The following is a 20,992-nucleotide window of genomic DNA, read 5'->3' on the forward strand; positions in this document are numbered from 1 at the left end:
TGTTGTAGAGATTGATTTGAAAGCCGAGCATTAAGCTCGGCTTTTTTATGCGCGTCGGGTATGACTTTGTTTGTCGTCGTGCTCGTTAACCCAATTAATCACTTCATTCAGCGGCAGCGCAGGGCAAAATAGGTAGCCTTGAATGATGTCGCAGCCTCTGCTTCTTAAAAAATACAGCGTGTCCATGTCCTGAACGCCTTCCGCCACCACTGAGTACCCTAAACCATGTGCTAGAGCTATCGTGTTCTCTACGATGGAACGAGAGCCTTCTGTGCGGTTTGCTGTGCACAAAAACGAACGGTCGATTTTAATTTGATCCACAGGTAGATCCCGCAATAAAGAAAGCGACGAGTACCCCGTACCGAAGTCATCCAAACTGATTTTAATACCCAATCCTTTAATTTGGTGAATGAGTGGGTTGAGTTCCACAACTCTATCTATTGCCATGGTTTCCGTGATTTCTAAACTGATCAGATCAGCAAATTGCGGATTGTTTTCAAGCAGTTTCTCAAGACGATGGAAAAGAAGGTTCGAAGAGAGGTCTTTGGCTGAAAGGTTCACGTGTACAGGCAACTTAATGCCTTTTTCGATAAAGGTTTTGAGATCTTTTTCTACCTGGCCCAATACCCACATGGTGATGTTGTGGACTTGGTTGCTGCGCTCCGCGATAGGGATGAAGTCGTTGGGTGAGATAGTTTTCCCGTTTTCATCGTGCCAACGGATCACTGCCTCGAATCCGACAGCTAAACTGGTGTTCGCATCAATCAAGGGTTGGTAGTACAACTGAAACTCTTCTTTCTCCAACGCGCATTGAATGCGAGAGGAAATTTCAAGCTGGTACTTAGCTCCCACGTTCATATCATCATGATAAAAAGCGAATAAATTGCCGTTACGTTTGGCGTGATACATGGCAATGTCGGCATGTTTAATCAAAAGATCATTTGAGATCGCGTCGTAAGGATAGGTGCTTATCCCAAATACGACACGTGAAGATACTTGGAACTCTTCTAGGTGAAAGCGTGCAGAGAGGGCGCAATCTAGGCTTTCGATAAGTTCTGTGCCCGTTTTCTCACAGGCGGAAGAGGTGAGAATGACAAACTCATCGCCCCCCACACGGAAGATCTTGTCGCTCCCTTTGAGCTTGTCTTGCAATCGTTGACCAATCTGAATCAGTAACTGGTCTCCGCAGAAGTGTCCCATCGCATCGTTCACTTGTTTAAAGTTCACTACGTCAAACAGAATGACAGAGAAAGGGTCGCCAGATTGTATTCTGTCATCAATCAGTTCGAAGCAATACTTGCGATTGGGAAGCCCTGTCAGGGAGTCATGAACCGCATTTCGTTTTTCTCGCTCCGCGACGCTGTGTAGCTCTAAGATGGAATCGTTGCTCCACTTGATGACTAAAACGACAAAAATACTGCCACCGAATAAGAGCAAAGAAACACCAGTTTCAAGCAGTGATGCCACTGGTTTTTTCATTATTGCGTGCAAGAAAGCAGCATACGCAAAAATGAAGCAACTTATTAACATCAACAGCCATGTCCACCCGGGTACCTCTGTTTTCGAGCAAATATTTTTTGTCATCTGCCATCCCCAGCAGAGCAAAATCAAACCTAAGATCACTAATAAAAAGGCTATTGTGGGCACGCTATTACCCCGAATTATTGATGAGATTGTTATTTTTATACATCCAATAAACAACGTAGCTCATAGGTTTGAATTTGTACAAATTGACCAATTCATAAATTAGCTTTAACAAATCATATTTTTTAGACTTCAAATAAAATCAAAACTTGCTATAGATCAACAAAATTTGTTCAATCAAATCGCTTTCACTAAAAGATTGTTGAAAGATTAAAAAATTATTGAATAATAGGGGAGCAAACAAGAAGTACGCAGCGCGGAAGCGCAATTACAACCTCTGCTCCACAACAGGATAACTACATGTCTAATTCGTTTGTACTGGTGATCAACTCTGGTAGCTCTTCACTAAAATTTGCAGTCATCGATTCCGTATCGGGTGACGCGGTGCTAAGTGGTCTGGGCGAATGCTTTGGTCTATCAGACGCTCGTATGAGCTGGAAATTCAACGGTGAAAAAAAGGAAATCTCCATCGAAGGTGACGATAGCCATCACAAAATCGCTATCGGCAAACTAGTAGGTTTAACCGAAGAGTTAGGTCTAGCTCAAGACATCGTTGCTGTGGGCCATCGTATTGTTCATGGCGGTGAGAAATTCACTAAAACCGTTCGTATTACTGAAGAAGTTACACAAGAAATTGAGAAGCTTGCAGACCTTGCTCCACTTCACAACCCAGCTGGTGCTATCGGCATCCGTGCTGCTGTTGAAGCGTTTCCAAGCCTTCCACAATTTGCAGTATTCGATACAGCGTTCCACCAAACAATGCCTCAACGTGCGTTCACTGGTGCAATCGCTAAAGAACTTTACACAGATTTCGGCATTCGTCGTTACGGGTTCCACGGCACAAGTCATTACTTTGTAAGTCGCGAAGCTGCGAAGATGATCAACAAGCCGATTGAAGAATCGAGCTTCATCTCTGTTCACTTAGGTAACGGTGCTTCTGTTTGTGCAATCAACAATGGTGAATCTGTAGATACGTCTATGGGCTTCACTCCGCTGTCTGGTCTAATGATGGGTACACGTTGTGGTGACCTTGACCCAGGCATCATTGAGTACCTTCTGAAGAAAGGTTGGTCTCAAGAGAAAGTGTTCAACTCACTGAACAAAGCTTCTGGCTTCTTAGGTGTTTCTGGCCTAACAAGCGACGCACGCGGTATTTTGGAAGCAATGGAAGAAGGCCACGAAGGCGCTGCCCTTGCATTCCAAGTGTTCACATACCGTGTGTCTAAATACATCGCTTCTTATCTTGCTGCGCTTGATTCATTCGACGGCATCATCTTCACTGGCGGTATTGGCGAGAACTCTATGCCAATTCGTCGTGAAATTCTGAAAAACCTAAAACTGCTAGGTTTTGTTGAAGATGCGAAAGGAAACGAAGACGCTCGATTTGGTAACGCAGGTGTGATTGCTACATCTGAGTTGCTAGGTGCGAAAGCACTGGTTATTCCTACCAACGAAGAGTGGGTAATCGCTCAACAGTCGGTGGAACTGCTGTAAAACGGCAAAAATTTTGGGAACTAAGTCAAAGCTCTTTCCGTAAGGAAAGAGCTTTTTTTGATCTATCACTTCACTTTCCTCATATAAGCGTCTTGCCCGAATCTAATTGTGATTTTGTCGTTCACATTGATTAACAAATGCCCTCTAGTGATATTAATGTAATTAATTGTGAGCCAAGTCTAAATTCCAGTATACTGCTACCTGAGTAATATCGAGCTGTATAGATATAAATAATAAACCTTTGATTAATCAATAGATTGGTCGAGTAAGGGAAAGTAATGTTTTTTAATAAGTCGCTTCAACAAGAAAACCAACGATTAAAACAAGAGCTTTACAGCCTACAACAGATCCAGCAAAGCCTAGACGAAGAAATGTTAAGGCTGACGTTGGATGCGAAAGGCAACGTCACATCGGCAAACCAAAAGTTTTTGCAGCAACTTTCACTGTCAGATAAGGACATCTTGGCGAAGCATATTTCTGACCTTGTACCATCAAACGTTAGAAATACTGACCACTTTTACCGCATGAAACAGTCGGTTCAAGCAAAAGCATTCTGGAATGGCGCGTTTCAAATCACCAAGGGGGATGGTGAAGAAGCATGGTTAAGAGTGGTTATTCAGCCTGTGCGAAACACAAGTGACCAGGTTGAGAGCTTTTTTGTGTTTGCCTCTGAACTGACTCGAACGATCACGACATCGCGCGAGTACGAAGACATGCTGAATGCGCTGAGCCGCTCGATGGCAGTCATTGAATTTACGTTAGACGGTACAGTGCTTAAAGCAAATGATAACTTCCTCAGCACGATGGGTTACAAGCATGAACAAATCGTGGGTAAGCATCACCGAATTTTTTGTTTGCCAGAAGAGGCAAACTCTTCGGCGTATCACGATTTTTGGAAAAGGCTGGCAAGTGGGCAGTTTGTTACCGACCGATTCAAACGCGTAGACCAATATGGCTCAGTCGTGTGGCTGGAAGCTTCTTACAACCCGATCCATAACGACAGAGGCGAGCTGTACAAAGTGGTCAAATTTGCGACCAACATTACTCAGCAAGTGCTTCAAGAGCAATCCATGGCGCAAGCGGCGCAGTTGGCGAATGAAGTATCTCAGGAAACGGGCACTCAAACCGTCCAAGGCCGTCAAGTAATCGGTTCTACCCTTGAGAAAATGCAGACCCTTTCAGAGCAAATGCAGCAAGCCAACGCCGCCATTGAAGATTTGAAAGCACACTCATCGAAAATCAGTGAACTGGTGAATAGCATTAGCGGAATTGCTGACCAAACGAACTTGTTGGCGCTCAACGCGGCAATAGAAGCAGCTCGCGCCGGTGATCATGGACGCGGTTTCGCGGTGGTTGCCGATGAAGTACGCCAGCTTGCCATGCGCACTAATACCACGACAGATGAGATTGTCTCGATGGTGACGGAAAATCTAGAGCGCACCAATAATGCTGTTGCACTGATTTCTCAGTGTCAAAAAGAGGCGCTTGATACGCTAGAGCTGTCTGAAAAGGCGGGCAATGTTATGAACGATATCCAAGACGGAGCAAGCCGAGTGGTTGAAGCTGTCGCACAGTTCAACCGCACCTTGTAATTAATCGCTTCAAAAACTTCTGCTTCAAAGAGCCCATTCTCGGTTCTAGTTTTCCTTCCTCGCTTCGCGAAAGCCGTTTATAGCGAGGAAGGTAACACGCTGTTATTTCTCGATGAAATCTCACCTGCAATGTATAATGCCGACGTTTCGCAAACGTTAACATCTTCCATTCTTATTACACACCTCGTCAGCATTTGCGATACGAATATAAATAACTTTCGTAGATTAAAATCGATATAAATATCCCCACTGATGACGATTCATCAGGCCTTTTTGTGAGTAATTATGTTTAACTCAGAACGCAAAGCGACCGTTATTCTGGTGGCCACTACGATGATAGCGGCACTGGGCTGGATTTTTTCCAAAGAAACCATACAAGGGCTGCCTCCCTTTGGTTTTATTGGCTTGCGATTTACCATCGCCTCTCTCTGTTTACTGCCATTGTGTTACCGACCACTAAAAGCGGCACGGTTAAAAGACGTGTTGGCAGCCAGTGGCGTAGGTTTGCTGCTTGGCGGCGCTGTGATGACGTGGATTTACGCCATTTCAATCAGCGATACGCTAGGCGAGGGCGCATTTATTATGAGCCTCTCGATGCTGTTCGTGCCAATCGTGGCTTGGGTAATGTTTCAACAACGCCCTCAGCGCATCTTTTGGATCTCGTTACCTATTGCGGTGATTGGTTTAGCGTGCCTTTCATTGGCTGGAGGTTGGAAGCAATCTGCGAGTCAACTCTGGTTTCTTGGAGCGGCGCTTATCTTGGCGCTACACTTTAATGTAAACAGCAAATATTCGCAGAAGTTGCCCGTTTTACTACTGACTTGTGTACAGCTGTTTTCGGCAGGCTGTCTAGGTCTGTTGGTGTCGTTCTTGATGGAATCACGACCAGAGCAGGTGGATTCATCCATTTGGTGGTGGTTTGCGCTCAGTACGTTGCTCGCGACGAGTTTGCGTTACGTTATGCAGACGATGGGGCAAAAGTTTGTCCAAGCAGGGAATGCGGCACTGATTATGATCTTAGAGCCGGTTTGGACGGTTGTTCTCAGCATTCTTTGGTATGGTGAAGTTCTGACGGCCAATAAACTTGTTGGTTGTCTGCTGATTCTCTTTTCTTTGGTGATTTACCGCACTGGCGGCAGATTCCGCTTCCCCAAGCGAGCGTAAATACACGCTCTAAAGATGAACGACGATGGCAAATACTGAACATCAAGAAACATTAGATTTTTTAGATAAGCTGAGCGTTTGCTTGTATCGCGCTGGCATCAGTGTGTTTGCCATCGCTCTTTTGGGGTTGGCTGCGTTGGAAAGTCAATGGCTCGACGGGGTGGATGGCAGATATAGAGCAGTCTTTGCGGTATTCGCCATTGCTGGTGCAATGTCTGCGAGTAATATTCACGTTTACAGTAAGTCAGTTCGCACCATCATCAGTTGGTCTGGTTGGATAGGGGTGATCTTGATGGTCTGCGACCCGGAGTTAAATCGAGTGTGGCTCGCATTAGGCTTTATCTTTGTCACCTTTTCTGGGATTGCGTTGAAAGAGTCGTTCTGTTTCAAAGTCCTTGGCTTGAAATTGGTACCTATGCTGTTGGTTGTGACGACATTTGCGTTGTGGTTTGAACAGTCAACCATTGTTGCAATCTCTGCGCTTCTTGCGGGTTTGATCATGACCTACTTATCTATAGCAAAATGGCGCATGCCACTGCACTTTGATATCGGCATCAAAGCGAATTATGAAGTCTAACGGGCGGGTTAGTTGAGCCCGTCATGCAAAGTGCGTTATTCCATTCTATGACGTAATGTCTGTGAAACTTTCGATGTTGGTTGGCGTTGCAGTTCATCGCTTATCATCCATCCTGCTTTGGCTAACAGCTCCAAATCCACGCCAGTTTCAATGCCCAAGCCTTGGCATAAATACAACACGTCTTCTGTAGCAACATTGCCAGATGCACCATGTGCGTAAGGACACCCTCCCAATCCTGCGACACTGCTGTCTACCGTGTTGATGCCCATGCTTAAGGCCTGGTAGATATTTGCCAGCGCTTGTCCCCACGTATCATGAAAGTGTACGGCTAAACGTTGGCTTGGAATGCGTGCTAGCACCGATTCCAGCATTTCTTTTACACGATTAGGCGTACCGGTCCCGATCGTGTCGCCCAAGGACACCTCATAGCATCCCAACTCGATCAACGCTTGCGATATGTTGGCTACTTGTGTTGGAGATGTCGCCCCATCGTAAGGGCAATCGACGACGCACGATAGATATCCACGAACTGGAACATGGTACTTATCGGCCTGAACCATTAATGGCTCGAAGCGTTTCAAGCTCTCTGCAATTGAACAGTTTATATTATGCTGGCAAAAACCTTCAGAAGCCGAAGTGAAAATGGCGACCTGATTGGCGCCAGCATCTAAGGCTTGCTCTAACCCTTGGAGGTTGGGGGTGAGTGCCGAGTAAGTCACCAAGGCTCTTCGCGTGATATTTTGCATGACTTCTTTGGAATCTGCCATTTGCGGAACCCATTTGGGGGAGACAAATGAGCCTGCTTCGATGTGACTCAAACCCGTGTCAGAAAGCAAATCAATCAGCCGGATTTTAGTGCGAGTCGAAACTGGAGATTCATTTTGAAGTCCATCTCTAGGTCCAACTTCAACAATGTTTACGTTAGTAGGCAGTGTCATTCTTCCTCCGCATCAGGTTGATGGACCCAGCTCGGAGGCCGTTTTTCTAAGAAAGCTTGTAAACCGTCTTGCCCTTGAGGCGATACACGGATATCGGCGATCAATTGGCTGGTGTAGCGGATAAGCTGAGAATCAATGGGATTTTGGTGGCATTGTTCGCACAGTGCTTTCGCTTTTCTCATCGCATCTGGGCTATTGAGTAGCAAAGAAGCGACGACTTCGCTTACGCATGATTCAAGCTCGTCATCTTTTTTCACTTCATGCACGATGCCAAATTGTTGCGCTTTAACCGCAGGGATGACTTCACCACTGAGGATGTAACGACGTGCTTGTCGATTGCCCATCGCACGCATCACGTATGGGGCAATGGTGGCGGGCACCAATCCCAGTTTGACTTCACTCAAGCAAAACTGAGCGGAGTGGCTGGCGATAGCGATATCGCTGCAGCAAATTAGCCCCAATGCGCCACCAAAGGCTGAGCCTTGTACGACAGCGATGGTGGGTTGAGGGAAGGCATCCAACGTTTCCATTAAGCGAGCGAGGCTTTGTGCATCGACTAGGTTTTCTTTTCGGGTACTATTTGCCATCGATTGCATCCAAGCTAAGTCCGCACCAGAGGAAAAGTGTTTGCCATTACTGCGCAGCACTAAGCAACGCACATCGGTTCTTAGTGCAAGATAATCTAAGCGATGGATGATCAAATCAATCATGCAGGCATCAAAGGCATTGTGTTTCTTTGTCCGATTCAGCGTCAGCGTTGCAACACCAAATTCGTCAACCTGCCAAAGCATATCATTGTGTCGTTGAGCGTTTGGAACAATGCTTGGTTGTCTTTCCTGCATAATGATTTCCTTGTGAACGTTTATTTCAATTGCGCGGTTACATTCTAAAGATGCCAAATTCGCTATCAGGTATTGGCGCGTTGAGCGCGGCCATTAACGCTTGTGCAAGCACGTTTCGCGTCTCTTTGGGGTCAATGATGCCGTCGTCCCATAATCTTGCACTGGCAAAGTACGGATGCCCTTGGGTCTCATACAAGTCTATGATCGATTCTTTGAAAGTGTGTTCTTCTTGCTCGGACCATTCTTCGCCGCGACGTTGGTTTATCTCTTTGCGCACCTGAGTCAACACGCCAGCGGCTTGCTCTCCGCCCATTACGGAGATGCGTGCGTTTGGCCACATCCACATCATGGTTGGGTCATACGCTCGCCCGCACATGCCGTAGTTTCCTGCGCCGTAAGATCCGCCAATGATCACCGTGAATTTAGGCACATCAGCACACGCCACCGCCATCACCAGTTTTGCACCGTGTTTGGCGATGCCTTCTTCCTCGACCTTTTTGCCGACCATGAATCCGGTGATGTTTTGCAAAAAGAGTAGGGGCGTTTTGCGTTTGGCGCACAGTTCGATAAAGTGCGCCCCTTTTTGTGAGGAGTCAGAAAACAAAATGCCATTGTTCGCGACAATACCAAGCAACTGACCATGAATGCGCGCAAAGCCGCACACCAGCGTGCGTCCGTAGAGGGCTTTAAACTCATCGAAATCCGAATCATCGACGATACGCGCAATGATTTCACGTACATCAAACGACAAACGCAAATTGGCGTTGACGATACCGTACATTTCTTCCGCATCGTAACGTGGTGGTAAGATGGCACTGTCTGATTTCGGCGGCTTTGGACGGTTTGCGTTGGCAATCGCCTCGCGCGCTAAGTCTAAGGCGTGCTCATCGTTTTCGGCGTAATAATCCGCCACCCCCGATTTTCGACAATGCACATCTGCGCCGCCGAGTTCTTCACCAGTCACGATTTCGCCCGTTGCGGCTTTTACCAATGGTGGTCCCGCTAAAAAGATGGTGCCTTGTTCTTTCACCATTATCGACACGTCTGCCATTGCTGGGACATAAGCGCCGCCTGCGGTGCACAGCCCCATAACAACGGCGATTTGAGGAATGCCTTTGGCCGACATTCTGGCTTGGTTGAAGAAGATACGGCCGAAGTGATCTTTATCGGGAAAGACTTCAGATTGATGGGGGAGATTTGCGCCGCCAGAGTCGACAAGGTAGACACACGGTAGTTGGCAACGCTGAGCTATCTCTTGTGCTCGAAGGTGCTTTTTCACGGTGAGAGGATAATAGGTGCCGCCTTTGACCGAAGGATCGTTGGCAATCACCATGCATTGAACTCCTTCGATCATGCCGATGCCAGCCACGACACCCGCGCATGGGATGGATTCATCGTACACTTGCCAAGCGGCAAACTGACCGATTTCAAGGAAGTTGCTGCCATCATCGAGCAAATGTGAAATTCGTTCTCGAACCGGGAGTTTTCCTTTTTGTCGCTGATGAGCAATGGCACGTTCACCGCCACCGAGTTTGATGGTGGCGATGTCTTTTTGCAGCTTTTCAACCAGCATTTCCATCGCGGCTTGGTTAGAAAGAAACAGCTCGTCAGTTGGCTTGGTTTTGCTTTTTATGATGGCCATGATGACTTCCTTTTCCTAGCGAGTAAATCAGGAGCTAGCGTGATTCCTCAAACAATTCGCGCCCGATGAGCATTCGGCGAATTTCGGAGGTTCCTGCGCCAATTTCATACAGTTTTGCGTCACGCAGAAGGCGTCCGGTTGCGTATTCATTGATGTAGCCATTACCGCCGAGTAGCTGAATGGCGTCGAGCGCCATTTGTGTTGCCAATTCTGCGCTGTACAAAATCACCCCAGCGGCATCTTTGCGCGTGCATTCACCACGATCACAAGCCGCCGCGACGGTGTAGACGTACGCTTTGGCAGCATTCATACGTGAGTACATATCGGCCAATTTGCCCTGCACAAGCTGAAACTCGCCGATGGATTTGCCGAACTGTTTGCGCTCATGCACGTAGGGGACGACGATATCCATACACGCTTGCATAATGCCGAGTGGGCCAGCAGCTAAAACAACGCGCTCGTAATCAAGCCCACTCATCAATACTTCGACGCCAAAATTGAGTGCTCCGAGAATGTTTTCTCTAGGTACTTTGCAATTGTTGAAGACGAGCTCAGATGTGTTTGAGCCTCGCATTCCCAACTTATCGAGCTTTTGCGCGTCACTGAATCCGGTAAAACTGCGCTCCACGATAAACGCTGTGATCCCGCGCGATCCCGCATCAGCATCTGTTTTGGCGTACACCACGACCACGTCCGCATCGGGGCCGTTCGTGATCCACATTTTTGTGCCATTGAGTAAGAAGTGGTCGCCTTTGTCTTCGGCTTTTAGTTGCATGCTGACGACATCCGAACCCGAATTGACTTCGCTCATCGCCAGAGCGCCTATGTGCGAACCATCAACTAATTTAGGCAGATACTTTTCTCGTTGCGTTGGGGTGCCGTTTCGAAAGATTTGGTTTACGCAAAGATTGGAATGTGCGCCGTAGCTGAGCGCGACGGAGGCTGATGCTCGGCTTATCTCTTCCATTGCTACAACGTGGGCGAGATAGCCCATTTCAGCACCACCATATTCTTCGCTGACGGTCACGCCAAGCAAGCCCATTTCGCCAAGAAGTGGCCATAAATGGCTAGGAAACTGATTGTAATGGTCAATATCGGCGGCAATAGGAGCTATATGCTCACTCGCGAACGCATTGACGTGATCTCGGAGCATATCAATGGTTTCACCGAGCCCGAAATTCAGCGGGATGTAGCTCGTTTTCATAACGTCTCCCTGTTGCAGGTGTGTGACTGTGAAAATCGTGCACTGCTTGAGTGAGGGAAATTTGAGTTAGTGGCGTTGTTACTTTTCGTTGTTTTTTAGTGTTTGAAGGCAGCGTTCTTTTGCTGCATTGAGCTCGCCCATGACGACACCAATGTCATTTAACTGCTGTTGCAACACGGCTTGCTTTTCTTCAATGATATTGAGCATTTTGAGCAGCTGTTCATCCGTTTGTTGCATGTCGTAAAGTTCGAACAGTTCACGTATTTCTGCCAGCGAGAAGCCGAGCCGTTTCCCTCTAAGAATCAGTTTAAGTCGGATTTTGTCCCTACGCTGATAAACGCGCATATTGCCTTTTCGCTCTGGCTCAATCAGGCCGACGTCTTCATAAAATCGAATGCTGCGCGTCGTGATGTCGAACTCTTTGGCGAGATCACTGATTTTGTATTTTTCCATAACACACTTACCTCGAATAAAAATCCAGCTTCTCGAAATCTGACCATGACTGAATAAAAATTAGGTTGTTATCAATGTGTTTCTTTACCTCACTGTAAAGGCTAGTGCTATGCTTACGTAAACGTCAAGAAATCACAGTGCGATAATTTCGTTGCCGGATAAGGGATAGAGCTTCATCGTTTGAGGTGAGAAAACCTGAATAGGCAATTGTGGTGGGTAAGTTCGTACGCTGTGATACACCGTTAGGGAACGCGAATCATGGGAAACGACATTTGGATTGTCAGTGCGAAAAGAACGCCAATTGGGCGCTTTCAAGGGCTGTTGCAACCGTACTCCGCACCGCAGTTAGGCGCCTTTGCCATAAAAGCCGCGATGAAATCGCTGGGTGAAAACGTACTTTCTGAGACTGTAATTGATGAAGTGTTGATGGGCTGCGTACTACCAGCCGGATGCGGACAAGCGCCGGCTAGACAGGCAGCGCTCGGTGCGGGTTTTCCACCCAGTACAGGGTGCACAACCATCAATAAAGTTTGCGGTTCGGGAATGAAAAGCATCATGCTTGCTCATGACTTGATCAAAGCTGGCACCATTCGAACGGCTGTTGCTGGAGGTATGGAAAGTATGACGAATGCGCCCTATTTGTTGAAAGAGGCGCGCAATGGCATGCGATTAGGGCATCACTCCACTTACGATCACATGTTTCTCGATGGATTGCAGGATGCCTACGAAGGGCACTTGATGGGCGTCTATGCTCAGAAAATTGCAGACAAGCTCAAATTCAGCCGTGAGAAAATGGATGAGTGGGCAACCATGTCTGCAAAACGAGCGTTAGAAGCGCAAGAGCGTGGTTTGTTTGATGATGAAATTGCACCCATTGACATCCGGACAAAAACTGCCACAACCCATCTCGATTATGATGAGCATCCTCGCTCCATCGATCTAGAAAAAATTCCTCAGCTCAAACCCGCTTTCGATAAAAAAGGCTCAGTGACTGCGGCGAACTCCAGTGCCATTTCCGATGGTGCAGCCGCGTTGATTTTGATGGATGAAGAGACGGCGCGCCACCAAAATCTTACCCCGCTTGCCATCATCAAATCGCACGCGACTCATGCGAGAAAACCGGATGAGTTTACGTTGGCTCCGGTCTACACCATTGAACAATTGTTGTCGCAAATGGATTGGTCGATTGACGAAATTGATCTCTGGGAAATCAACGAAGCCTTTGCGGTAGTGACACAAATTGCGGTTGCGGAATTAGGGCTTGATTCAAGCAAGGTCAATATTAAAGGCGGAGCTTGTGCGCTCGGGCATCCAATTGGTGCCAGTGGGGCTCGCATTTTGGTCACATTGATCCACAGTTTACGACAGCTACAAGCACTGGGGATTGATGGTGATACAAGCAACAAGAAAGTGATGCGAGGCGTTGCGTCACTGTGTATTGGCGGTGGCGAGGCGACAGCGATAGGTATCGAGATCCCGCTGTAATTTCTGCACAGTTAACAAAGGAGTAAATGATGACTCGTTTGGTTCCCTTATTTATTGATGGTGAGTTTCGTGAGTCTCAAACCTCAGATTGGGTTGAGGTCACCAATCCCGCCACCAATGACGTAATCGCGTATGTGCCATGTTCGACAAATGGTGAGATGAAAGCGGCCATCGAAAGTGCGCAAACGGCTTTTCAATCTTGGAAAGAGGTGGCGGTATCAGAGCGAGCGCGTTTGATGCTTCGCTATCAGCATCTTTTGAAAGAACATCATGATGAAATCGCAACCTTGCTTTCGCACGAAACGGGCAAAATTTTTGCCGATGCCAAAGGCGATGTTTGGCGCGGCATAGAAGTGGTTGAGCAAGCGGCCAACATTGCCAGCAACCTGATGGGAGAAACGGTCGAAAATGTCGCGACTGACATCGACAGCTACTCGATAATCCAGCCTTTGGGTGTGTGCTGCGGTATTACTCCGTTCAACTTTCCTGCCATGATCCCGTTGTGGATGTTTCCCATCGCAATCGCGAGCGGTAACACTTTCGTTCTTAAGCCTTCCGAGCAAGTGCCTTTGACCTCGATTCGCTTAGCTGAGCTTTTTGAAGAGGCGGGAGCGCCAAAAGGTGTGTTGCAGATTCTTCATGGCCGCAAAGAGCAAGTCGATTTCTTGCTTGCTCATCCCCATATTCGCGCGGTGTCTTTCGTCGGCTCAGTGCCTGTCGCGCAGTACATTTACACCACGGGAACTCAATACTTTAAACGCGTACAAGCCTTTGCTGGCGCTAAAAATCACATGGTTGTCATGCCTGATGCTAACAAAGATCACGTCATCAACAACTTGGTGGGATCATCGGTTGGTGCTGCAGGGCAACGTTGCATGGCGATTTCAGTCGCGGTGTTTGTTGGCGAGTCAAAAGCCTGGATTGCGGATCTCAAACAAGAAATGGCGAAAATCCATCCCGGCGCTTGGGATGATGAGGATGCAGCGTATGGTCCGTTGATCAGTGAGCAAGCCAAGCAGCGAGTTTTGGGTTTGATTGAGCTAGGCAAACAACAAGGCGCGGTGTGTGAACTTGATGGCAGCCAATGTGAAGTTGAAGGGTTTCCCGATGGTAATTGGGTCGGGCCAACGCTGTTTAGCGGCGTAACGCCGAATATGTCGATTTACACCCAAGAGATTTTTGGCCCAGTTTTGGTCTGCATTGAAGTAGAGACGTTGCAAGAGGCGATCGAGCTCGTCAATCGCAATCCTTACGGTAATGGCACGTCGATATTTACCGCTAATGGCGCGGCAGCACGGAAATATCAGCACGAGATTCAAGTTGGTCAGGTCGGTATCAATGTTCCGATTCCGGTGCCTTTGCCATTCTTCTCCTTCACGGGTTGGAGGGGCAGTTTCTATGGCGATTTGCATGCTTATGGCAAGCAAGCTGTGCGTTTTTACACCGAGACCAAAACGGTAACGGCAAGATGGTTTGATGATGACATCCCAACAGGGCCGAATTTGACCATTCAACTGCGCTAAGTGAACAGCAAGGAGCTTTTATGGACTTTGAACTTAATGAAGATCAACGTGCATTTGCCGATACGGCTCAGCAGTTTTCGTTAGAGCGTTTAGCACCAATGGCCGCAGAGTGGGATGAAAAACAGAACTTTCCTAAAGACGTATTGAGAGAGGCGGGAGAACTGGGTTTTCTCAGCCTCTACACGCCAGAAGCACATGGTGGTTTGGGGTTAAGCCGTTTGGATGCGTCGATTGTTTTTGAGCAGCTCTCCATGGGGTGCACGTCGACGACTGCTTTCATGACCATCCACAATATGGTGAGTTGGATGGTGGCGAGTTTCGCCACCGAAGACGTGAGAGCCAAATATTGTCCTAAGCTCGTCACTGGCGAATGGTTGGGGTCGTATTGCTTGACGGAACCCAATGCGGGGTCGGATGCCGCCTCGTTGACCACAACCGCGAGCAAAAAAGGTGATACATATGTGTTGAATGGCGGCAAAGCATTTATCTCCGGTGCAGGAGAGACGGATGTTTTGGTCGTGATGGCGCGAACGGGCGAAGCGGGTGCCAAAGGTGTGTCTGCATTTGTTGTTCCTGCTCAAGCTGACGGCATCAGTTATGGGCGAAAAGAACCCAAAATGGGCTGGAACAGCCAACCAACACGCGCGGTTACGTTTGAAAATGTCGTTATTCCAGCAAGTCATTTACTGGGCGAAGAAGGGCAAGGCTTCATATTTGCCATGAAAGGATTGGACGGTGGGCGCATTAATATCGCGACCTGTTCCGTTGGTACGGCGCAACAAGCTCTGAATCAAGCTACGCAATATATGCAGGAGCGAAAGCAGTTCGGAAAATCGTTAGCGCAATTTCAGGCGCTGCAATTCAAGTTAGCGGACATGGCGACAGAGCTTGTCGCAGCACGGCAATTGGTGCGTTATGCCGCCAGCAAACTCGATCTAGGCGATTCCGATGCGACGACGTACTGCGCGATGGCGAAACGCTTTGCAACCGATGTCGGTTTTCAAATTTGCGACCAAGCGTTGCAGATCTACGGCGGTTACGGGTACATAAAAGAGTACCCCTTGGAGCGTTATTTCCGTGACGTTCGCGTACATCAAATTCTTGAGGGCACTAACGAAATTATGCGTCTGATCATCGCGCGTCGTCTGCTCTCAGAAACGTCAGCGTTGCTCTAACAAGTTATCGGGTCTGCGCCATCAAAAGGGGAAGTCACATTATGCCATCAACGCCACAAGCCATTGAGCACACCATTCAAAATCACGTCGCAGTGATTACGATGAATAATCCCCCCGCGAACACGTGGACAGCAGATAGCCTTCACGCTTTAAAAGCGTTGGTGTGTACGCTTAACCAAAATAAAGACGTATATGCCTTGGTCATTACTGGCAGTGGTGACAAGTTTTTCTCGGCAGGTGCGGATCTCAAGTTGTTTGCTGATGGTGACAAAACACGCGCGTTAGAGATGGCGCGCTGCTTTGGTGAAGCATTTGAAACTCTCTCCGAGTTTCGAGGTGTATCTATTGCTGCCATTAATGGTTATGCCATGGGTGGTGGGCTAGAAGTGGCGTTGGCGTGTGATATTCGAGTGGTCGAAGAGCAAGCCATACTCGCGCTGCCAGAAGCGAAAGTTGGGCTACTTCCTTGCGCTGGTGGCACACAAAACCTCACCGCGCTTGTTGGCGAAGGATGGGCCAAACGCATGATTCTTTGCGGCGAACAAATCAGCGCCTCTCTGGCAAAAGAACTAGGCTTAGCGGAGGAGCTAGTGCCAAAAGGGGAAGCCTTAAGTAAAGCGATTGCGATGGCTGATTCGGTTGCAAATCAATCGCCTTCTTCGGTCGCCGCGTGCAAAATTCTGATTCAAAACATGCGCTCTGCGCCACTCAAACACGGCTTAATGAAAGAGCGTGAATTATTCCTCGATTTATTTGATACCGAAGATCAAACAGAAGGCGTACGCGCCTTTCTTGAAAAGCGTCGACCTAACTGGAAGAACCAATAGGAGGCTTCATGGTAGGAACGGTCACCATTACAGAAATGGATTGTGTCGATGGCGTACATCGCATCGGCGTCGCGACGTTGGATAACACGCCATCACTGAACGCATTGACGTTCGATATGTTGCTTCAACTTCACGATCAATTGATCAAATGGCAACACGATCCGCACGTGGTTTGTGTGGTGTTAAGTGGTGCGGGAGAAAAAGCATTCTGTGCTGGCGGGGATGTGCGGGCGATGTATCACGTCATGCACAATGAGAGCAAAGAAGCGACCGTAGAATTTTGCACAAAATACTTTGCGTTGGAATACGAGTGTGACTACTTAATCCATACCTACAATAAACCCATCATTGGATGGGGTGAAGGCATCGTGATGGGTGGTGGCATGGGGCTGTTTATGGGCACAAGCCACAAGGTTGTTACGCCAATATCGCGTTTAGCCATGCCAGAAATCAACATCGGTCTATATCCAGACGTAGGTGGTACTTGGTTCCTTAGTCAAATCGATCCCGAAGTGGGTTTATTTCTTGGCTTGACCGGTGCGCTCGTTAATTCGAGTGACGCTGTCACTACTGGTCTGGCGGATTGGCTGTTGCTGGAAGAGCAACATCCCACTTTGTTAAAAGAGCTACAAAAAGTGCCATGGGGGACTTCTGGTGCGAAGGAACTGGTTAGTGCGCTGTTGGCGTTGTTGGAAGAACAAATCATCGACAGCAAACCAACCACGCAAATCTGCCCTCATCTCGAGCAAATCAAAGAAGCTTGCAAAGGCGTAGACCTAAACCTCATTGCTCAACGCATTATGGCGATGGAAGACAGCAGCCCGTGGATTGCAGGTGCGAAAGAAACATTTTCGTCAGGCAGCCCGATTACTGCTCATATCTGCTTTCGACAAGTCAAAGAATATCACCGCTTACCGCTTGCAGACTGCTTCCGATTGGAGCTGAGCCTGTCGGTTCGTTGTGCGCTCTTAGGGGAATTTGAAGAGGGCGTTCGCGCTCGCCTTATCGACCGAGATGGTGAGCCAAACTGGATGTTTAAAACGGTCAGTGAAGTCGATGAAGATGTCATCGACTTATTGTTTACCTCGCTTTGGGCTGACGATGAACACCCGCTCGCCAAGCTCGGTGAACAGCCGCTAGGTTAGCCGTTAGGTCAATAAGGAGAATAATCATGAGTACCATCGCATTTATTGGGTTGGGTCGAATGGGAAATCCAATGGCGCAGAACTTGTTAGCGTCAGGGTTTAACGTGCAAATATTTGACGTGGATGTGGAAGCCGCAAAACAACTGATGCCATTTGGGGCCGTGGTTGCGAGCTCGCTCGAAGAAGTGGTGGATGGTGCAAGCACTGTGATCACCATGCTTCCTGCGGGGTCTCACGTTCGGTCGGTGTATTTGGGGGACTTACACGGGGGCGTTGGCGTGATGAACCTTGTCGCACCGAATACGCTATTGATTGACTGTTCGACGATCGATCCCGATTCAGCAAGATTGGTTGCCAATGAAGCGGCAAACAAGCGTTTGTTATTTGTCGACGCACCGGTTTCGGGTGGCGTCGCGGGAGCTAAAGCGGCAATGTTGACGTTCATTGTCGGTGGCTCGGATGAGGCATTCTCAAAAGCGAACGCCATTTTGCAGTACATGGGGAAAAACGTTTTTCATGCGGGCAAAGCTGGCGATGGGCAGATGGCTAAAATCTGTAATAACCTGATGCTGGGTATTTTGATGTCAGGCACGTGTGAGGCGCTGAACTTAGGCATTGATCATGGGCTCGATCCAAAAGTCTTGTCCAACATCATGCTGCAAAGCTCAGGACGAAACTGGGCCTTAGAGCTTTATAATCCATGCCCGGGCGTGATGGATAGCGCGCCAGCCAGCCATGATTATCAGCCGGGCTTTATGAGCAAGCTGATGCTAAAGGATTTAGGTTTGGGATTAGATGCCGCATTGCAAACCCACTCCTCGGTGCCTATGGGAGCGTTGGCGCGTAACCTCTATGCATTCCATAACTCGAGCGGTCATGGCGAACTCGATTTCTCAAGTCTGTTTGAATTCTATAAGAACAACAAATGACCATTGTGCTGGGAGCAATAAGCTCCCAGTTTCGATATTTCGTGTCTGAGCATCGACAAGTTTGGGAGAGCAAATATGGACATAAAAAATAGCGTTATTGCGATTACAGGTGCAGGGCAGGGGCTGGGCCAAATGATGGCGATTACCCTCGCTCAATCCGGAGCTGATTTGGCTTTGCTCGATGTGAATGAAACCGGTTTACGAGAGACACAATCACAATGTCAGATGTTAAGTGCGAAAGTGTTCACTTATCCGGTTGATGTGACAAATGAATCGGATGTGGAAGCGACATTTGACGCCATTCTTCAAGATTTCGGGCAGCTTAATGGACTCATCAACAATGCGGGAGTGCTGCGAGATGGTTTGCTTGTAAAAGCCAAAGATGGCGTTATCAACAAAATGTCGTTGGAGCAGTTTAATCTCGTCATGAATGTCAATGTCACGGGAACATTTCTGTGTGGGCGTGAGGCTGCTGTAAAAATGATTGAAAGTGGCTCTCAAGGGGTCATCATCAATATCTCCAGCGTTGCGAGAGCTGGGAATATTGGTCAAACCAACTATTCCGCCTCCAAAGCGGCGGTCGCTACCATGGCAACAACGTGGGCACGCGAGCTTGCTAGGTATGGCATTCGAGCCGCTGCGATTGCGCCAGGGGTTGTACATACGGCGATGGCTGATCAAATGAAACCAGAGGCGATCGAACGTCTAGAAAAGATGATTCCGGTAGGGAGAATGGGGGAAGCGAGTGAAATCGCTCATGCCGTCAAATACATTCTTGAGAGTGATTACTTCACTGGCCGCGTGCTTGAGGTGGATGGCGGAATCCGAATGTAAATGCTTTTTGTCAGAGAATGATTGCCTCAGGGAGGCATATTTGTCGGCTTAGTGACGAGTTACATTGAGGGCAGGATCTGCTTTCTTTTTTAATACCGACACACACATTCATATAGTAAATAATATTCGTGACATATTTAATTAAGAATAAATACCATTCAAATATTACGTGAAATCATTAATTTGATGTTGGTCACAATTCTTTGGTTTGATTTTTAATCATCTTATAACTATCACCGGATTTATGATCAATTCATCAGTCCGTTCTTTCCTGTCTATCTAACACCTTATTAAATATGGCTTTTACTCTGTGGCACGTCAATTTTACGCGAGAGTTTTAGCTGGTGGTTTACATACCTAAATTTCATTATTGGAAGGTTAGTTTCCAGTTGTGACTAATGAGCTTTAACTTTTTACTCCTCATAATGCGCCAAATGTAACATTGTGTTTCAAAGTGTAACATTAAACTCACACTGTAAGTGTGGTTTTAACCATGCTGCAATCCCGTTTGATACTCGATGATTCCAATGTTGCACATGCTCAACACATAAACATTCTAATGACTATAACAACTGGTTCTTAGCTTGATACCAAGCGTAATGGCATTTGCTTTGAAACCAGACAACCATCGAGAAAGTTAATGGAAGCCTCAAGATATAAACGCATCTTGTCGAGGGGGAGTTTGGCGTGCGTCATACTTTTGCTCTCAGGATGTAATTCTGCTTTGCTTGACCCGAAAGGTGCCATTGGTGTCCAAGAAAAAGAGCTGATCATCACCGCTCTTTTGCTGATGTTAATTGTCGTGATCCCTGTGATTCTGATGACGATTTACTTCGCTTATCGATACCGAGCAAGTAACACCGACGAAGAGTACGCACCAGAATGGTCGCACTCGACCAAAATCGAAGTGGTGGTATGGACAATTCCCATCATCATTATCGCCATTCTTGCCACCATCACTTGGCGTTCTACCCACGAACTAGAGCCATCCAAACCTCTGGTGAGTGATGTCAAACCGATGACGATTGAAGTGGTTTCGCTTGATTGGAAATGGCTGTTTATCTATCCGGAAGAAAACATCGCGACCGTAAACTATGTGGCGTTTCCGAAAGATGTGCCTGTGACCTTTAAGCTGACGTCAGACAACATCATGAATGCGTTCTTTATCCCGCGTTTGGGTACTCAGATTTACGCGATGCCAGGCATGGTGACTAAGTTGAATCTGATCGCTAACCACGAAGGGGACTACAAGGGCTTTGCGTCGAACTACAGCGGCGAAGGTTTCTCGCAGATGAAGTTCACCGCATCCGCAATGCCGGACCGCGCTGCGTTCCTCAACTGGGTGCAAAAAGTGAAAGCGAGCCCTGATCGAATCGAAGATTGGGAGCAATACAGCTCGCTGGCTGAGCCAAGCGTTGCTGCGCCTGTCACTCTGTTCTCAAGTATTCCTCCGTTTCTGTTCAGCAACGTCGTGACCCAACATCCGGGTTCCATGAACTGTTTGCCTGAAAACCAAGGATAATC

General features: G+C 47.7%; 18 protein-coding genes. 12 read left to right on the plus strand and 6 right to left on the minus strand.

Going from position 1 to position 20,992, the window contains the following annotated elements; translation table 11 throughout:
* Positions 1–45 precede the first annotated feature (45 nt).
* Positions 46–1,584 (minus strand): putative bifunctional diguanylate cyclase/phosphodiesterase, encoded by a 1,539-nt coding sequence (locus tag UF05_RS07250; protein WP_025630942.1) that lies wholly within the window; start codon positions 1,582–1,584, stop codon positions 46–48.
* Positions 1,585–1,944: 360 nt separating this feature from the next.
* On the opposite strand from UF05_RS07250, the gene UF05_RS07255 reads away from it, so the two are divergent.
* The 4 genes from UF05_RS07255 to UF05_RS07270 all read left to right on the plus strand — a co-directional run bounded on the left by UF05_RS07255 (position 1,945) and on the right by UF05_RS07270 (position 6,471).
* Positions 1,945–3,138, plus strand: a complete 1,194-nt coding sequence (locus tag UF05_RS07255) for an acetate/propionate family kinase (protein WP_025630943.1) — start codon at positions 1,945–1,947, stop codon at positions 3,136–3,138.
* Between the two features lie 278 nt (positions 3,139–3,416).
* Entirely contained in the window at positions 3,417–4,730 is a 1,314-nt protein-coding gene (locus UF05_RS07260; protein WP_005498481.1) for a methyl-accepting chemotaxis protein, read from the plus strand.
* Between the two features lie 285 nt (positions 4,731–5,015).
* Positions 5,016–5,894 carry a DMT family transporter gene (locus UF05_RS07265; protein ID WP_005485953.1) on the plus strand — a complete coding sequence of 293 codons (879 nt, stop codon included), beginning with the start codon at positions 5,016–5,018 and terminating at the stop codon, positions 5,892–5,894.
* Positions 5,895–5,919: 25 nt separating this feature from the next.
* On the plus strand, positions 5,920–6,471 hold the full coding sequence (locus tag UF05_RS07270; protein WP_029832773.1) for a DUF2301 domain-containing membrane protein: 552 nt from the start codon (positions 5,920–5,922) through the stop codon (positions 6,469–6,471).
* A gap of 35 nt (positions 6,472–6,506) precedes the next feature.
* On the opposite strand, the gene UF05_RS07275 is transcribed toward UF05_RS07270, so the two are convergent.
* The 5 genes from UF05_RS07275 to UF05_RS07295 form a co-directional block, all read right to left on the minus strand.
* On the minus strand, positions 6,507–7,409 hold the full coding sequence (locus tag UF05_RS07275) for a hydroxymethylglutaryl-CoA lyase (protein WP_045546075.1): 903 nt from the start codon (positions 7,407–7,409) through the stop codon (positions 6,507–6,509).
* A complete protein-coding gene (locus UF05_RS07280) occupies positions 7,406–8,251 on the minus strand; it encodes an enoyl-CoA hydratase-related protein (protein WP_045546074.1) in 846 nt (281 codons plus the stop codon). Before UF05_RS07280 ends, UF05_RS07275 begins: the two co-directional genes overlap by 4 nt.
* A gap of 37 nt (positions 8,252–8,288) precedes the next feature.
* Entirely contained in the window at positions 8,289–9,893 is a 1,605-nt protein-coding gene (locus UF05_RS07285) for a carboxyl transferase domain-containing protein (RefSeq protein ID WP_045546073.1), read from the minus strand.
* Between the two features lie 34 nt (positions 9,894–9,927).
* Positions 9,928–11,097 (minus strand): isovaleryl-CoA dehydrogenase, encoded by a 1,170-nt coding sequence (locus tag UF05_RS07290; protein WP_020842258.1) that lies wholly within the window; start codon positions 11,095–11,097, stop codon positions 9,928–9,930.
* Between the two features lie 78 nt (positions 11,098–11,175).
* Positions 11,176–11,550, minus strand: coding sequence for a MerR family transcriptional regulator (locus tag UF05_RS07295; RefSeq protein WP_005455792.1), 375 nt, complete (start codon positions 11,548–11,550; stop codon positions 11,176–11,178).
* A 258-nt stretch (positions 11,551–11,808) separates the two neighbouring features.
* Here UF05_RS07295 and UF05_RS07300 point away from each other — a divergent pair, with 258 nt between their 5' ends.
* From UF05_RS07300 to cyoA, 8 genes are all read left to right on the plus strand, one after another.
* Positions 11,809–13,035 (plus strand): thiolase family protein, encoded by a 1,227-nt coding sequence (locus UF05_RS07300; protein WP_045546072.1) that lies wholly within the window; start codon positions 11,809–11,811, stop codon positions 13,033–13,035.
* Between the two features lie 29 nt (positions 13,036–13,064).
* A complete protein-coding gene (locus UF05_RS07305) occupies positions 13,065–14,558 on the plus strand; it encodes a CoA-acylating methylmalonate-semialdehyde dehydrogenase (protein WP_045546071.1) in 1,494 nt (497 codons plus the stop codon).
* A 20-nt stretch (positions 14,559–14,578) separates the two neighbouring features.
* The gene (locus UF05_RS07310) at positions 14,579–15,733 is read left to right on the plus strand and encodes an acyl-CoA dehydrogenase family protein (protein ID WP_045546070.1); all 1,155 of its coding nucleotides are present in this window, start codon (positions 14,579–14,581) and stop codon (positions 15,731–15,733) included.
* A 41-nt stretch (positions 15,734–15,774) separates the two neighbouring features.
* Positions 15,775–16,560, plus strand: a complete 786-nt coding sequence (locus UF05_RS07315; RefSeq protein WP_045546069.1) for an enoyl-CoA hydratase — start codon at positions 15,775–15,777, stop codon at positions 16,558–16,560.
* An 8-nt stretch (positions 16,561–16,568) separates the two neighbouring features.
* Positions 16,569–17,705 (plus strand): enoyl-CoA hydratase/isomerase family protein, encoded by a 1,137-nt coding sequence (locus tag UF05_RS07320; RefSeq protein ID WP_025630952.1) that lies wholly within the window; start codon positions 16,569–16,571, stop codon positions 17,703–17,705.
* Positions 17,706–17,731: 26 nt separating this feature from the next.
* Positions 17,732–18,634, plus strand: coding sequence for a 3-hydroxyisobutyrate dehydrogenase (gene mmsB / locus UF05_RS07325; RefSeq protein WP_045546068.1), 903 nt, complete (start codon positions 17,732–17,734; stop codon positions 18,632–18,634).
* Between the two features lie 75 nt (positions 18,635–18,709).
* Entirely contained in the window at positions 18,710–19,468 is a 759-nt protein-coding gene (locus UF05_RS07330) for an SDR family oxidoreductase (protein ID WP_025630953.1), read from the plus strand.
* A gap of 640 nt (positions 19,469–20,108) precedes the next feature.
* A complete protein-coding gene (gene cyoA / locus UF05_RS07335; RefSeq protein WP_074534207.1) occupies positions 20,109–20,990 on the plus strand; it encodes a ubiquinol oxidase subunit II in 882 nt (293 codons plus the stop codon).
* Positions 20,991–20,992 lie beyond the last annotated feature (2 nt).

This window comes from Vibrio sp. S457-15 (assembly GCF_000960545.1).
GTDB lineage: Bacteria > Pseudomonadota > Gammaproteobacteria > Enterobacterales > Vibrionaceae > Vibrio > Vibrio parahaemolyticus.

Bases quoted from the DNA above. Each gene is read 5' to 3' on its own strand.
- UF05_RS07315 (WP_045546069.1), top strand. From the start codon at position 15,775: ATGCCATCAACGCCACAAGCCATTGAGCACACCATTCAAAATCACGTC.
- UF05_RS07270 (WP_029832773.1), top strand. From the start codon at position 5,920: ATGGCAAATACTGAACATCAAGAAACATTAGATTTTTTAGATAAGCTG.
- UF05_RS07285 (WP_045546073.1), bottom strand. From the start codon at position 9,893: ATGGCCATCATAAAAAGCAAAACCAAGCCAACTGACGAGCTGTTTCTT.
- UF05_RS07290 (WP_020842258.1), bottom strand. From the start codon at position 11,097: ATGAAAACGAGCTACATCCCGCTGAATTTCGGGCTCGGTGAAACCATT.
- UF05_RS07330 (WP_025630953.1), top strand. From the start codon at position 18,710: ATGGACATAAAAAATAGCGTTATTGCGATTACAGGTGCAGGGCAGGGG.
- UF05_RS07275 (WP_045546075.1), bottom strand. From the start codon at position 7,409: ATGACACTGCCTACTAACGTAAACATTGTTGAAGTTGGACCTAGAGAT.
- UF05_RS07255 (WP_025630943.1), top strand. From the start codon at position 1,945: ATGTCTAATTCGTTTGTACTGGTGATCAACTCTGGTAGCTCTTCACTA.
- UF05_RS07260 (WP_005498481.1), top strand. From the start codon at position 3,417: ATGTTTTTTAATAAGTCGCTTCAACAAGAAAACCAACGATTAAAACAA.
- UF05_RS07280 (WP_045546074.1), bottom strand. From the start codon at position 8,251: ATGCAGGAAAGACAACCAAGCATTGTTCCAAACGCTCAACGACACAAT.
- cyoA (WP_074534207.1), top strand. From the start codon at position 20,109: ATGGAAGCCTCAAGATATAAACGCATCTTGTCGAGGGGGAGTTTGGCG.
- UF05_RS07295 (WP_005455792.1), bottom strand. From the start codon at position 11,550: ATGGAAAAATACAAAATCAGTGATCTCGCCAAAGAGTTCGACATCACG.
- UF05_RS07300 (WP_045546072.1), top strand. From the start codon at position 11,809: ATGGGAAACGACATTTGGATTGTCAGTGCGAAAAGAACGCCAATTGGG.
- UF05_RS07305 (WP_045546071.1), top strand. From the start codon at position 13,065: ATGACTCGTTTGGTTCCCTTATTTATTGATGGTGAGTTTCGTGAGTCT.
- UF05_RS07310 (WP_045546070.1), top strand. From the start codon at position 14,579: ATGGACTTTGAACTTAATGAAGATCAACGTGCATTTGCCGATACGGCT.
- mmsB (WP_045546068.1), top strand. From the start codon at position 17,732: ATGAGTACCATCGCATTTATTGGGTTGGGTCGAATGGGAAATCCAATG.
- UF05_RS07265 (WP_005485953.1), top strand. From the start codon at position 5,016: ATGTTTAACTCAGAACGCAAAGCGACCGTTATTCTGGTGGCCACTACG.
- UF05_RS07320 (WP_025630952.1), top strand. From the start codon at position 16,569: ATGGTAGGAACGGTCACCATTACAGAAATGGATTGTGTCGATGGCGTA.
- UF05_RS07250 (WP_025630942.1), bottom strand. From the start codon at position 1,584: ATGACAAAAAATATTTGCTCGAAAACAGAGGTACCCGGGTGGACATGG.